We start from the raw sequence: 13,877 nt of genomic DNA on the forward strand, positions 1-13,877 counted from the left end.
CCTGTCGTTCCGGTTTCCGCAGGTCACTTCGTGATCGGCTCCAATCCGTGTCTGCGCAGGATATCTGCGCCGTCCGGACCTGTCAGGTAGTCCAGAAAGGCGACCGCCGAGGGGGCCGCTTCTTCATCCGTACCGCCCAGCAGGGCCGCGGGATAGCGGACCGGCTCGTGGAGGCGTTCCGGCAGCACCGCCAGAACCTTGACATCCGGCTCGGCCGCCGCGTCGGAGGCATAGACGATGCCGGCCGGCGCTTCGCCGCGGGCGACCAGGGACAGCGCAACCCGGACATTCTCCACCGGCGCGGCGCGCGGTTCGATCTTCGACCAGATGCCGAGAGAGATGAGGGCGTCGCGGGCATATTGCCCCGCCGGCACGCTGGCCGGATCGCCGATCGCCAGGCGGCCGTCGCTCCCGATCACCGCGCCGATGGCGGCCGAGAGCGCAGCATCGCCGTCATCGGCAGGCGGGATGGCGGCGGAGTCGTTTGCCACCACCAGCACGAGCCGGTTGGCAGCATAGGGCCGGATCTCCCTGGTCAGCCCGGCCTTCTCGACCTCGTCGACCCATTTCGGATGGGCCGAGATGAACAGCGTCGCCGGCGCGCCGGCGATGATCTGTCGTGCCAGGGTGCCCGATCCGGCGAGGGAGACCTGCGGTGCCACACCGCCCTTGGCGACGAAGCCTTTGCCCGCGTCGTCCATCACCTCGGCAAGGCTGGCGGCGGCAAAGACCAGCAGCGGCCGATCCGCGGCCTGTGCCCGGCTTTGAACGCTGGTGACGGAGAGGGTGGCGAGCAGCAGGCCGGTCAGGAGGGCTTTCATGGGGGGGCTCCGTTATATCTGAATGGATATAACGGTGAATGAACGGATCTCCCGCGTCAATGGGCATGCCACCTGCGGGTGGTGAACATGCCCCCCATTCGCCGCCGGATCAGCGCAGCAGATGGTCGAACTCTGCCAGCACCTGCTCATAAAGGGCGCGCTTGAACGGCACGATCATCCGCGGCAGGTCGTGTGCCGGCAGCCAGCGCCAGCGGTCGAATTCGGGGTGTTCGGTGGCGAGGTCGATATCGGCATCGGTGCCGAGGAAGTCCATGGCGAACCATTTCTGGCGCTGGCCACGATACCTGCCGCCCCAGACCTTGCCGATCAGCTCTTCCGGCAGGTCATAGGTCAGCCAGCCGGCGGTTTCGGCCAGAATCCGGGCCTTGTCGGTGCCGATTTCTTCCTTCAGCTCCCGCAGGGCGGTGACCTCGGGGCTTTCCCCGGGATCGATACCGCCTTGAGGCATCTGCCAGGCCTCGGCCGTGGTGTCGATGCGCTGGCCTACGAAGACCTCGCGGGCGGGGTTGAGCAGCATGATGCCGACACAGGGACGGTAGGGAAGATCGGCGGGATCCACGGCCATGATGTTCTCCGGAAAGCTGTATGGGGAGCTGCGGGCGGGGGCGACACCGTCGGCGATTCAGTGCCCGCCGCCATGGGTTGCATCGCCCGGCGCGTGTGCCTCGGCTGCGGGTGCCGTCGGCCCCGATACGGCAGGCGGCACCGCGCCGCCATCGGGGGTGAGACCCGGCGCATCGGCCAGCGCCGTAGCCGGCGCGAAGGCGACCCCACGGCTCTCGATCGTGCGGATCCAGTTGGCCACCCGTTCCAGGGTGACCGGCCAGGCATCGGCTACGGCCAGCGCCTTGCCCTCGCGTCGGGCCAGGCTCTCCAGCGCATTCAGCCGCTGATCGATCGCCTGAGGCGTCGCCACGGCGTCGACCGTCAGCCGTGCGGTGGCGCGCGGTACGCCGATCTCGCGGGCAAGTGCCGCGCCGACATCGGTGTCGCTTTCTTCCTGCACCACCATCATCACGCCCCGCTCCTGCAACTCGTCGAGCACGGGCCGGAGATGCTGGGGGGAGCGCATGAACCGGTCGCCCATCAGCGGCTTCACCCCGACATAACCGGTCACCCGGCTGAGCGTCCATTGCAGTCGTTCCCGGTTGCGCGCGGGCTCCAGCGTGGTGAGCAGAGCGGCAGGGCCGGCATCGTTGCGCGGATAGCCGTCGGGCTCCATCGGCAATTCGATCATCACCTCATGCCCGGCCTGGCGGGCAAGGCCGATCCAGCGGCCGAGTTCCGGTGCGTAAGGGGAAAAGGCCAGCGTCACGGCGCCCGGCAGATTGATGGCTGCCTTGGTCGCCGTCTCGGAAAAGCCCAGCCCGCCGATCACCAGCCCGACCCGGGGGCGGGCATCGCTGCGATCGAAGGGGCGGGCATAGACCTGCCAGGGTGCCTCTCCGTCGGTGCCCCGCACCGGCAGGGGCCCCTGGGTGCTTTCCTGGGTCAATCCCGGCGCAGGAGCGGCGGCCATCGTCACGGCTGCATCCGGTGCCGTGGGCGGCGGCGGTGGCGGCGGGGTTGCGGGCGGCTGGTTTGCCGCCTCGCGCACCGTCGCCAGCGTGTCGCGGGCCAGTGGTTCCTCACGGCTGGCCTGGATCGGATTGCCAGGCGGGGCCGGGTCGGTGAAGGCGGGCATCGGCAGCACGATCAACGGCAGATCCCGCTCCGCCTGCTTCTGCGCCTCTGCCTCCGGATCGGGACGGGCGGCGGCAAGCGCGATCAGCCCGGCCGCGGCGACACCGGCAAGCGCAAGCAGGCCGGTGATGGTCCAGATCGTGCGTGCACCATCTCTCCGGCCGCTTGCAGCGGTCGGCAGGTCGCGCCTGCGTTTGGATCCTGCGGCCATGGTTCGTCCCCGTCCGTCGCGCCCGGCCGTCCGATGGTCAGCCGTTGAGGGCGAGCGCGTTGTCCCGCTGGCGGTTGAACAGGGCGACGCCCCTCAGCAGTTCCAGCGCTCTTTGCAGCTGGTAGTCTTCGTCGCTGCCCGGCACCGGCGGATTGCCGACGGGCGGGCTGCCCGGCGCCGGCTGCCCGTTCTCAGCGCCGGGCGTCTGGGCACCGGGCTGGGTCGGTGCGGGCTTGGCGTCCTCGGGCAAGGCCGAGGCCGGACCGGTCTTCTCCTGGTCGTTTTCCAGATGACCGCGCAGATCGGCTTCGCTCCGCGGATGGATCACGACGCCCAGCGGCGAGACGATCGGCTGATCGACAACCACATCCGGCTCGATGCCCTTGGCCTGGATCGACCGCCCCGAAGGGGTGTAATAGCGCGAGGTGGTCAGCCGCATGGCCCCGTGGCCCGGCAGCGGGATCAGTGTCTGGACCGAGCCTTTGCCGAAGGATTTGGTGCCGAGCACCACGGCGCGCCCGTGATCCTGCAGCGCGCCCGCCACGATTTCGGAGGCCGAGGCCGAGCCGCCATTGATCAGCACCACCATCGGCAGGCCGTTGATCACGTCGCCGGCGCGGGCGTTGAAGCGCTGCACCGCCTGCGGATCCCGGCCGCGGGTGGACACGATCTCGCCCTGTTCCAGGAAGGCGTCGGAAACCGCCACCGCCTGGTCGAGCAGGCCGCCCGGGTTATTGCGCAGGTCGAGGATCAGCCCGGTCATGTGCCCGGTTTCGCGCTCAAGCTTGGCGATGCCGTCTTCCAGCTGCTCGTCGGTCCGCTCGTTGAAGCTGCGCACCCGCATATAGCCGATCGAACCCTTGGCCTCGACCCGCACCGCATCCACCGGGATCACCGCCCGGGTGATGCTCACGTCGAAATCCTGGGCGACGCCCTCGCGGCGCAGCGTGACCACGATGCTGCTGCCGGCGGGGCCACGCATGCGTTCAACCGCATCGGCCAGGGTCAGGCCCTGCACCTGCTCCCCATCGATCGCCACGATCAGGTCGTTCGGCTTCACCCCGGCCTTGTCGGCCGGGCTGCCGTCGATCGGCGAAATCACGCGCACCAGACCCAGTTGGGTATCCATGGTGACCTCGATGCCGAGGCCGCCGAACTCGCCGCGGGTCTGGACCTGCATGTCCCGATAGGCCTTGGCATCCAGATAGCTGGAATGCGGGTCCAGAGACTGGAGCATGCCGTTGATGGCCGCCTCGATCAGCTTCTCGTCGTCCACCGGCTCGACATAGTCGCGGCGGATGCGCTCGAACACCTCACCGAACAGATTGAGCTGGTTGTAGCTGTCCCGGTTGGCGGCGCTGCCCACCAGGGGCAGGGAGAGGACCACGAGGCTCACCAGCCCCGTGACGAATCCGCGTCGCATCGTCGTCCCGACCTTTCCTGTCGACCGTCTGCCGCCTGCCGCTGTGCCGGCGTCGTCCCTGGTTCGACCTGTCGTCCCTGCCGTCATGCGGCTTCAGCCTCCGTTGGCGCGGGCGAGAAGCGGCGCCGGATCGACCGGATCGCCGCCACGGCGAACCTCGAGATAAAGATAGGCGGTTCCGCCCCCGTCGGCCATGGCGCCGATCGGATCGCCGGCGGTGACGCGATCGCCGACACGGGCGTCGAGCCGGCCAAGGCCGGCAAGAAGAGTATGATATCCGTCGCCGTGTTCCACGATCAAGAGCAGCCCATAATGGCGGAACGGCCCGGCGAAGGCCACCCGCCCGGCAAAGGGCGTCAGCACGGTGGCACCGGGCGGTGTTGCATAGGTGATGCCCGGCCGCTCCTGTCCCTGATGCACGTCGCCGAAGCGCGAGACGATCCGGCCCGAGACCGGCAGCCGCCGTGCGATGCCGGCACCGGGGGCGGGGATCGCCGCGACCTGCCGCTCAGGCGGGTTGCCGGCGGCCCGCGGCATCACCGGATCGCGAGGCGGCGCCTCGGCGGCCACCGGTGGTGGTGGCGGCGGCGGAGGCGGAGGAGGTGCGGCGACGGCAATCTGCCGCGGGGGCGGCGGCGGTGGGGGAGGTGGCGGCGGCGGCTTCGGCTTCGCGCGCGGGATCACCCCGGCCCTTGCCTCCGGGCTTGCCGGCTTGACGACCGGGCCGTTCTGCATGCGCTCGGCTTCCAGGGCCACCAGCAGATCGCGGATACCGTCGGCCCGTTCGGCGAGCTGGCTGGCGCGGCTGGCTTCCTGGGTGGCCTCGCTGTCCAGCGCGCTGGCGCGCCCCTGGCGGTCTTCGATCAGTTTCGCGAGGCGGACCCGTTCCCCCTCCAGCATGGTGCGGGTGGCGGCGATGCGCTCGCGCTGGCGTTCGGCCTCGGCCTTCGCATCGGCCAGTTCGGCGAGCTTGCCCCGCAGCACCTGCGCCTCTGCCTCGATCTCGGGCAAAGTGGCGCCCATCAGGATGCCGGCATGGATCGGGGCGGTCGCCGGTCCGTCGCGGGCGATCATCGCTTCCGGCGGCTGACGACGAAGCCGGATCAGGGCCTCGGTCAGCCGGCCCAGATGCGCACGTTCCACCTGAAGCTCGGTCTCGCGCGCCGAGATTTCGGCCTCCAGCCGGGCAAGGGCGTCGCGCTGTTCGGCGAGGGCGGCTTCCTGGCGCTGCACGGCAGCCGCAGCCTCCCGTGCCTGCAGCCCCAGGGCTTCGGCTTCGGCGCGGGCATCCGCGGCCCGGCGTTCCAGCTCGGCCCGGCGGGCACGGGCCTCGTCGCGGGCGCGCTCGGTGGCCTGAAGATCACGGCCGCTGGGCGGATCCTCGGCGCGTGCAGACGATATCCCTCCCGGCCAGACCGGGCCGGGCAGGATCAGGGACAAGGAAAGCGCGACCGCGGCCGCGCGGCGGCGACGGTCGCGTCGGGACATGGGATCAGGCGCCGGCCGCGCGGCGGGCCGGGGTGGCATCGTGGATCAGAACCCGCCCGGTCATCTCCGCCGGCTGGGCCAGGCCCATCAGCTTCAGCACGGTGGGGGCAAGATCGGCCAGCCGGCCGTCATCCAGACCGACACCCTTGGGCGCTCCGGCGCCGGCCAGCACCAGCGGCACGACATTGGTGGTGTGGGCAGTGTGGGGGCCGTTGGTCTCGGGGTCGAACATCTGCTCGGCATTGCCGTGATCGGCGGTGATCAGAATGCAGCCGCCGACCTCGTCAAGGGCAGCAATCACCTCGCCCAGGGCGGCATCCACCGCTTCGGCGGCCTTGATCGCCGCAGCCAGAACGCCGCTATGGCCGACCATGTCGCCATTGGCGAAGTTGACCACGATCAGATCGAAGCGCTGTGAACGGATCGCCTCGGCCAGCTTCGCGGTCACTTCCGGTGCCGACATCTCGGGTTGCAGATCGTAGGTCGCAACCTTCGGGCTCGGGACCAGGATGCGCTCCTCGCCCTCGTAGAGCTGCTCCTCACCGCCGTTCAGGAAGAAGGTGACATGGGCGTATTTCTCGGTCTCGGCGATGCGCAGCTGCTTGCGCCCGGCCTTGGCCACCACCTCGCCCAGAATGTTCTTCAGCTGGGTGGGCGGAAACAGGGCCGGGATCATCTTCGCCAGCGCCGAGGAATACTCCACCATGCCCAGCACGGCGGCGAAGTCGGGGCGGGCGGTCCGTTCGAAGCCGTCGAAGGCGGGATCGATCAGGGCATGGAGGATTTCGCGGGCGCGGTCGGCGCGGAAATTCGCCATCAGCAGCCCGTCGCCGGGCTTCACGCCGGCATAGTCGCCGATCGCCGCTGGATCGACGAATTCGTCGGTGGTGCCGGCGGCATGGGCCGCGGCGACCGCTTCCTCCGCCGTGGCGAAACGGCCGCCCTCGGCCTTCACGATCACGTCATAGGCACGGACCACCCGTTCCCAGCGCTTGTCGCGGTCCATGCCCCAATAGCGGCCGCCGACGGTGGCGATGGCGATGTCGCCGGCGCCTGCAACCGCGGCTTCCAGCCGGCGGATGAACTCCGGCGCGCTCTTCGGCGGCGTGTCGCGGCCGTCGAGCAGGGCATGGATGCGGACCGGAACGCCCTGCGCGGCGATGATCTTCGCCATACCGGCGATGTGATCCTGATGGCTGTGCACGCCGCCATCCGACACCAGGCCCAGGATATGGGCCGTGCCGCCCGATGCCTTGAGTGCCGCGATGAAATCCGTCAACCGTGGATTGGTTGCCAGGCTGCCATCGGCAAGGGCGGTGTCGATCTTGGGCAGCTCCTGCATCACCACCCGGCCGGCACCGATGTTCAGGTGGCCGACTTCCGAATTGCCCATCTGACCGGCAGGCAGGCCGACTTCCTCGGCCGAGGTGTTCAGGAAGGCCATCGGCTGTTCCGAGGTCAGCCGGTCCCAATTGGGGGTGTTGGCGAGCGCGATGGCATTGTCGTCGGCGGGCGCACGATAACCCCAACCATCCAGGATGCACAGAACGACGGGGCGCGGCGGCTGCGTATGGGCGGTGGTCATGGGGCTCGGATCCTCGGGCAACATCGGCGCAGGCGGTCGTGAACGGTCCTGCTTCTATCAGGTTTTCCGCTCTACATATAGGGGGTTGGCGGGGCGGATCACAGGCCGGAGGGCCATGCCCCCGGCTTGTCACGGGCCGGGCCGGCTGCGGGGACGGCCCGTCAGTCTTCGGCCGCCGCTGTCGTTTCGGACATTGCACGGGCCACCGCCTCGGGATGGTCCGGCGCCCAATCCCGCCAGCTCGGGCGATCGATCGAGAACAGATCGGTGCTGCGCGCATACCAGCCGCCGCCATGCATGCGCCCGATCAGGTCGAGCGCCGGGGTGTCGACATGGTGGCGGGCAGCGTCCAGGATGGCGTCGTCGCGGACATGGGCGACCAGCACCTCGCCCAGGATGATCGCCTGGCGGGGGCCGGTGGTGATGGCGGTGTGCAGCCGGCATTCGAAGGCGACCGGGGCGCTCGCGATCCGGGGCGGGCGCACGGCCGTGGAGGGCAGGGTATCGAGCCCGGCCAGTGCCAGTTCATTCACGCCGGCCGGGGCGTCGATGCAGGTGATGTTCATCTGCGGCGCCACCGCTTCCGAGACCAGATGAACCACGAACTCTCCCGTCGCCAGGATGTTGGCGGGGGTGTCCTTGAACCGGTCCTCAGGGTGACGGAGCATGCCGATCGCCAGGATCGGCGGCTCATGGCCCATGCAGTTGAAGAAACTGTAGGGGGCGGCGTTCACCCGGCCTTCGGAGGACAGAGAGGTGATCCAGGCGATCGGGCGGGGGGTGATGGTCGATCCCAGGATCTTGTAGCGGTCGGGTGCCGCCATGCGGCGCATGTCGAATTCCATGGATCCCCCCGGGTCTCTGGCGCTGGCTCGGCGGCCTAGTCCCGATGATAGGGATGGCCGTCGAGGATGGTCTGTGCACGATAGATCTGTTCGGCGATCAGTGCACGTACCAGCATGTGGGGGAAGGTGAGGCGGCCGAGAGCCAGGACCAGATCGGCCTGATCGCGGAGAGAGGCGTCCAGCCCGTCGGCGCCACCGATGACCAGCGCGACATCGCGCCTGCCGCTTTCGGCGAAACCGCCGAGCGCCGCAGCGAAGCCCCGGCTGTCGAGCAGACGTCCGCGTTCATCCAGCGCCACGAGCGCAGCGCCCTGAGGCAGTTTCGCGCGAATCGCCGCCGCTTCTTCGGCCTTCAGTGCCTCACCCTGCAGGGTGGCCTTGCGGGCCTGGACCTCGACCAGGGTGAAGGGCCAGCGCAGGCGTCGGACATAGTCCTCGACCAGCGCCGCTTCCGGACCGCCGCGGGCACGGCCGACCGCGACCAGTGTCACCTTCAGCATCAGGCTCATGGCGCAAAACGCATGCCCGCGCGGCCCGGTCCGGACCGCGCGGTGACACCGCGCCGGATGGCAGACGTCACTCGGCGACGCGCTGAGCGCCGTCGCCCGGCAGGCTGGCGCCCCACATCTTCTCCAGATTGTAGAAGGCGCGCACTTCCGGCCGGAAAAGATGCACCACCACCGGTCCGGCATCGACCAGCACCCAGTCGGCGAGGGGCAGGCCCTCGGTGACCGGCAACTGGTCGCCCGACGCCTTGATGCGCATCTCGAGCTTCTCGGCAAGCGAGGCGACGTGTCGGCTCGACCGGCCGCTCGCGACCACCATGTAGTCGGCGAAATCGGTCTTGCCGGCCAGGTCGATGACCACGACGTCCTCGGCCTTGTCGTCGTCGAGTGATGCGCGAACCAGATCGAGCACCTGGTCTGCGCTGAGCGGTGCCGGCGGCGTCGCGGGCACCGTGATGGGACTGTCGGTCTGCAACAGAGCGAACCTCATCAAGCGTTGGCGGGGGCGGGGAGGCGGTCTGACCGCGGATCCCGCAGGCGCCATGGTGTAACCATAACAGGCATCGCGGCTTTTCGCGATGGTCTAGCGAGGCGGGGCGACCGGAAGACCCGGCCGCCTGCCCTCGCGGATTTCTGTGGCCGAGCGCGGGTCCAGCCTGCCATGCAGCAGAACCCAGGCCGGGGGCTTCGTCCGGGGCAGGGCGCGGGCCCTGACCTCGGGCAGGCGGTTGCGGGCGAAGCGGCGGGCTGCCGGCGCCGCCGCAGCCCGTGCGCCATAGCCGGGGCGGTCGATCACCAGGAGCGGCAGCTCTGCCATCAGCTTCGGCCAGTCACGCCAGCGATGCAGTTCCGCCAGCCCGTCGGCACCCATGATCCAGACGAATCTGATATGGGGACGGCGGGCCTTGAGTGCACGCACCGTATCGAGGGTGAAGCGGGTGCCGAGCCGGCTTTCGATCGCGGTGACGCGCAGTCGCGGATGGCGGGCCAGGGCGCGGGCGCCGGCCAGACGGTCGGCGAGCGGTGCACTCACCCGTCCCGCCTTCAGCTTCAGCGGGTTGCCGGGGCTCACCAGCCACCACACCTCGTCGAGGCGAAGCCGCCGGAGCGCCCGCAAGGCAACATGCAGATGACCTTCATGCGCCGGATCGAAGGATCCGCCATAAAGACCCACCGTCATGCCCCGGCGGCGGCCGGCGGCCCGCCATAGCGGGTCACCCTGGGCCGCTTCGGGGGCTGCCCGCTCAGGCGCGAAGCGTGCCCTGGCCGCGAACGACATATTTGAACGTGGTCAGCTGTTCGACGCCCACAGGTCCGCGGGCATGCATGCGGCCGGTGGAGATGCCGATCTCGGCCCCCATGCCGAACTCGCCGCCATCGGCGAACTGGGTGGAAGCGTTGTGCATCACGATGGCGCTGTCGACCTCGGCCAGGAAGCGGTCGGCAATGGCCTGGTCTTCGGTCACGATGCTGTCGGTGTGGTGCGAGCCATAGGCCTCGATATGATCGATCGCCCCGCCGACCCCGTCGACGATCCGCGCGGAGATGATGGCGTCCAGATACTCTGTCCGCCAGTCCTCCTCGGTTGCCGGCACCACGCGGGGATCGGCCGCCTGGACCGCGTCGTCACCGCGAACCTCGCAGCCGGCGTCGAGCAGCGCCGTTACGATCGGCGTCAGCATCCGTGGCGCCGCGGCGCGGTCGATCAGCAGGGTCTCGGCCGAGCCGCAGATACCGGTGCGGCGCAGCTTGGCGTTCATGACGATCGCTTTCGCCATCTCCGGATCGGCGGCGCCGTCGACATAAACGTGGCAGAGGCCTTCAAGATGGGCGAAAACCGGCATCCGGGCCTCGGTCTGGACGCGCTCGATCAGCGAACGGCCGCCGCGCGGCACGATGACGTCGATCAGCCCCGAGGCGGCGAGCATGGCGCCGACGGCGGCACGGTCGGTGACCGGCACCAGCTGCACCGCATCGGCGGGCAGGCCGGCCGAGACCAGACCCTCCACCATCGCGGCGTGAATGGCGCGCGAGGAGTGGAAGCTCTCGGAGCCGCCGCGCAGGATCACGGCATTGCCGGCCTTGAGGCAGAGCGCCCCGGCATCGGCGGTGACATTGGGGCGGCTTTCGTAGATCACGCCGACCACACCCAGCGGCACCCGGACACGGGCGATATGCAGCCCCGTCGGCCGGTCCCATTCTTCCATCACATGGCCGACCGGATCGGCCAGACGGGCAACGTCTTCCACGCCTTTGGCGATGCCGGCGATACGGCCTTCGTCGAGCGCGAGGCGATCGAGCAGGGCACCGGTCAGCCCGCGGGCGCGGCCGGCGGCCATGTCCTCGGCATTTGCGGCCAGAATGGCGGGCACGGCCTTGCGGATTGCCGCGGCGGCAGCCGTCAGCCCGGCGGTCTTGGCCTCGGGCGTCGCCTGGGCGAGCGCGCGCTGCGCCACGCGGGCGCGGCGGCCCATATCGGCGATCAGGGCGATGGCGTCCACCGGTTCGGCCGGGGTGGCGACCGGAGCGGCCGAAACGGTCCGGGCGGCGGTGCTCAGGGTGTCGGTCATGACGCTTGGGCCTCCTCCGTGTCGTCTCCGGTCGTGGCGGGGGTATCGCCGCCATGGAAGACGAGGTCGTCGCGATGGATCATTTCGTCCCGGCCGCGGAAGCCGAGGATCTGCTCGATTTCCGCCGAGCGATGCCCGGCGATGGCGCGGGCATCGGCATCGCCGTAAGCGGCGAGGCCGCGGGCGATCTCGCGGCCCGAGGGATCGACCACCGCCACCGCGTCGCCGCGCTGGAAGCGGCCGGTCACCAGCCGCACGCCGGCGGGCAGCAGGCTGCCGCCACGGGCAAGTGCCCGCACCGCCCCGTCATCGACCGTCAGCGTGCCGCGAGGGCTTAGCCGGCCACCGATCCAGCGCTTGCGGGCGGTATGGGGGGTGGTTTCGGGATCGAACCAGGTGGCACGACCACCGGCTTCCACCGCGCCGACCGGACCGATATGCCGACCGAGGGCGATGACCATGGCGCAGCCCGCGGCGCCGGCGACCCGGGCGGCGGCAAGCTTGGTGGCCATGCCGCCGGTACCGACGGCTGAGCGGGAGCCGCCGCCCATGGCCATGATCCGGGGCGTCAGCCGCGGCACGCGCGGGATATGGCAGGCCGTGGGGTCGATGCCGGGATCCGCGGTATAGAGCCCGTCGATGTCGGAGAGCAGCAGCAGCAGATCGGCCGACGCCATTTCGGCCACCCGCGCCGACAGCCGGTCATTGTCGCCGAAGCGGATCTCGGCGGTGGCGACGGTGTCGTTCTCGTTGATCACCGGTACGGCCCCGAGCTTGAGCAGGGTGCCGAGGGTGGCGCGCGCATTCAGATAGCGCCGGCGGGCCTCGCTGTCCTCCAGCGTCAGCAGCACCTGTGCGACCTGGATGCCATGGGGCCCGAGCACGGTTTCATAGGCATGGGCCAGGCGGATCTGGCCGGTGGCCGCAGCGGCCTGTTTCTCTTCCAGCCGCAGCACGCCCTGGCCAAGCCCCAGCAGCCGGCGGCCGAGCGCGATCGCGCCCGACGAGACCACGATGACTTCCTGGCCACGGGCGCGCATGCGAACGATGTCGTCGGCCAGGCTCTGCAGCCAGGCCTCACGCAGCCGGCCGGTGGTCTCGTCGACCAGCAGGGCAGAGCCGACCTTGATCACCACGCGCTTCGCGGCCCGCAGGCCCGTTGCCGCAGGTGTGTCGGCGAGGTCGGTATCGGCGATGGTCACCGTTTCCTCCCGCGGCCGGGGATGTCCCCCTCCTCACCATCATCTGCCGCGTCGTCTTCCGCCTCATCCTCGTCGAAATCGTCCTCGTCTTCGAAATCGTCCTCGTCGTCATCGAGGTCGTCTTCGTCGTCGAGGTCTTCATCCGTGTCCGGATCCTCGTCCTCGTCCTCGTCGTCGAGGTCATCCTCCTCGTCGTCGAGGTCGTCTCCGATATCTTCCCCGGCCTCTTCGGCGTCGTCTTCCGCCTCGTCCTCGTCCTCGTCCTCATCGCCCCAATCGTCCCACTCCTCGTCGTCAGAGGCGGTGACGACCAGACGATCGGCTTCCAGGCCGTCGACCAGGTCTTCGTATTCATCGAAAAGATCAGAGGTGCCGGCGCGGGCGCGGCCTTCGGCCGGAGCGTCCTCGGGGGGCGGCAGGCGCAGCAGGGGCGCACGCTTTTGTGCCGAGGCGTCGACGGGGTCGTCGACCACGCCCAGCTCGCGGCGCTGACGCTCGCGCGCCTCGCGCTCTGCCTCGCGCACCGCATGGACATGGGGGAGCAGAGCGTGCAGCGCCTCGGTCACGCCCCGGCGCGAGACGCCGGAGAGCGCCAGCACCGGCCGGCCAAGCTCTTCCTCCACATAATCCTTCACCAGCGCGAGCGTGTCGTCGTCGACCGCATCGATCTTGCTCAGCGCCACGATCTCGGGCTTGTCGGTGATGCCGTGGCCGAAGGCTTCCAGCTCGCCGCGCACGATCCGGTAATCCTTCACCGGATCCTCGGCGGTGACGTCGAGCAGGTGGAGCAGCGCGCCGCAGCGCTCGACATGGCGCAGGAAGCGGTCGCCGAGCCCGTGTCCTTCATGGGCGCCTTCGATCAGCCCGGGAATGTCGGCCAGCACGAATTCCTCGTCGCCGGTCCGGACCACGCCCAGATTGGGATGCAGCGTGGTGAAGGGATAATCGGCGATCTTGGGGCGTGCCGCCGTGACGCCGGCCAGAAAGGTCGACTTGCCGGCATTGGGCAGCCCGACCAGCCCGGCATCGGCGATGACCTTCAGCCGCAGCCACAGCCAGCGCTCGGTACCCTCGGTGCCGGGATTGGCCCGGCGCGGGGCCTGGGTGATCGAGGATTTGAATCGGGCATTGCCGAAGCCGCCGCTGCCGCCGTCGCAGATCAGCACCCGCATGCCCGGCTCGGTCAGGTCGATCAGCATCCGCTCGCCATGCTCGTCCCAGATCTGGGTGCCGACCGGCAGATGGATTTCGACATCGGTGCCGCGGGCGCCGTGGCGGTTGCGGCCCATGCCGTGGACACCGCGGCCGGCCTTGAAGTGCTGCTGGTAGCGGAAATCGATCAGTGTGTTGAGGTTTTCGACCGCCACCGCGATCACGCGGCCGCCATCACCGCCGTCGCCCCCGTCCGGGCCGCCGAACTCGATGTACTTCTCTCGCCGGAAACTGACGCAGCCATTGCCGCCGTCGCCGCCGCGCACGTAGATCTTGGCCTGGTCGAGGAACTTCACCGGGGGCGACTTTC

The 13,877-nt window shown here is 69.6% G+C and carries 13 protein-coding genes; all 13 read right to left on the reverse strand.

Going from position 1 to position 13,877, the window contains the following annotated elements; translation table 11 throughout:
- Window positions 1-23: 23 nt before the first annotated feature.
- Window positions 24-821 (reverse strand): molybdate ABC transporter substrate-binding protein, encoded by a 798-nt coding sequence (gene modA / locus P7L68_RS06480; RefSeq protein WP_372003625.1) that lies wholly within the window; start codon window positions 819-821, stop codon window positions 24-26.
- 109 nt (window positions 822-930) lie between these two features.
- On the reverse strand, window positions 931-1,407 hold the full coding sequence (locus tag P7L68_RS06485; protein WP_372003627.1) for an RNA pyrophosphohydrolase: 477 nt from the start codon (window positions 1,405-1,407) through the stop codon (window positions 931-933).
- A 57-nt stretch (window positions 1,408-1,464) separates the two neighbouring features.
- Window positions 1,465-2,736 carry a divergent polysaccharide deacetylase family protein gene (locus P7L68_RS06490; protein WP_372003629.1) on the reverse strand — a complete coding sequence of 424 codons (1,272 nt, stop codon included), beginning with the start codon at window positions 2,734-2,736 and terminating at the stop codon, window positions 1,465-1,467.
- Between the two features lie 37 nt (window positions 2,737-2,773).
- On the reverse strand, window positions 2,774-4,159 hold the full coding sequence (locus P7L68_RS06495; RefSeq protein ID WP_372003631.1) for a S41 family peptidase: 1,386 nt from the start codon (window positions 4,157-4,159) through the stop codon (window positions 2,774-2,776).
- Between the two features lie 93 nt (window positions 4,160-4,252).
- On the reverse strand, window positions 4,253-5,647 hold the full coding sequence (locus P7L68_RS06500) for a murein hydrolase activator EnvC (protein ID WP_372003633.1): 1,395 nt from the start codon (window positions 5,645-5,647) through the stop codon (window positions 4,253-4,255).
- Window positions 5,648-5,651: 4 nt separating this feature from the next.
- A complete protein-coding gene (gpmI, locus tag P7L68_RS06505) occupies window positions 5,652-7,232 on the reverse strand; it encodes a 2,3-bisphosphoglycerate-independent phosphoglycerate mutase (RefSeq protein ID WP_372003635.1) in 1,581 nt (526 codons plus the stop codon).
- A 161-nt stretch (window positions 7,233-7,393) separates the two neighbouring features.
- Window positions 7,394-8,077, reverse strand: a complete 684-nt coding sequence (locus P7L68_RS06510) for a flavin reductase family protein (RefSeq protein WP_372003637.1) — start codon at window positions 8,075-8,077, stop codon at window positions 7,394-7,396.
- Window positions 8,078-8,112: 35 nt separating this feature from the next.
- Window positions 8,113-8,586 carry a 23S rRNA (pseudouridine(1915)-N(3))-methyltransferase RlmH gene (rlmH, locus tag P7L68_RS06515; RefSeq protein WP_372003639.1) on the reverse strand — a complete coding sequence of 158 codons (474 nt, stop codon included), beginning with the start codon at window positions 8,584-8,586 and terminating at the stop codon, window positions 8,113-8,115.
- Window positions 8,587-8,653: 67 nt separating this feature from the next.
- Window positions 8,654-9,058 carry a ribosome silencing factor gene (gene rsfS, locus P7L68_RS06520; protein WP_372003641.1) on the reverse strand — a complete coding sequence of 135 codons (405 nt, stop codon included), beginning with the start codon at window positions 9,056-9,058 and terminating at the stop codon, window positions 8,654-8,656.
- 108 nt (window positions 9,059-9,166) lie between these two features.
- The gene (locus P7L68_RS06525) at window positions 9,167-9,862 is read right to left on the reverse strand and encodes a nicotinate-nucleotide adenylyltransferase (RefSeq protein WP_372003643.1); all 696 of its coding nucleotides are present in this window, start codon (window positions 9,860-9,862) and stop codon (window positions 9,167-9,169) included.
- Window positions 9,828-11,153: a glutamate-5-semialdehyde dehydrogenase gene (locus tag P7L68_RS06530; protein WP_372003644.1), complete on the reverse strand. Its 1,326-nt coding sequence runs from the start codon at window positions 11,151-11,153 to the stop codon at window positions 9,828-9,830. Before P7L68_RS06530 ends, P7L68_RS06525 begins: the two co-directional genes overlap by 35 nt.
- The gene (gene proB / locus P7L68_RS06535; protein WP_372003646.1) at window positions 11,150-12,355 is read right to left on the reverse strand and encodes a glutamate 5-kinase; all 1,206 of its coding nucleotides are present in this window, start codon (window positions 12,353-12,355) and stop codon (window positions 11,150-11,152) included. The genes P7L68_RS06530 and proB overlap by 4 nt, the downstream gene beginning before the upstream one ends.
- Window positions 12,352-13,863: a GTPase ObgE gene (gene obgE, locus P7L68_RS06540; protein ID WP_372003648.1), complete on the reverse strand. Its 1,512-nt coding sequence runs from the start codon at window positions 13,861-13,863 to the stop codon at window positions 12,352-12,354. The genes proB and obgE overlap by 4 nt, the downstream gene beginning before the upstream one ends.
- Between the last annotated feature and the right edge of the window lie 14 nt (window positions 13,864-13,877).

The organism is Tistrella mobilis (assembly GCF_041468085.1).
GTDB classification, from domain to species: Bacteria; Pseudomonadota; Alphaproteobacteria; order Tistrellales; family Tistrellaceae; genus Tistrella; species Tistrella mobilis_A.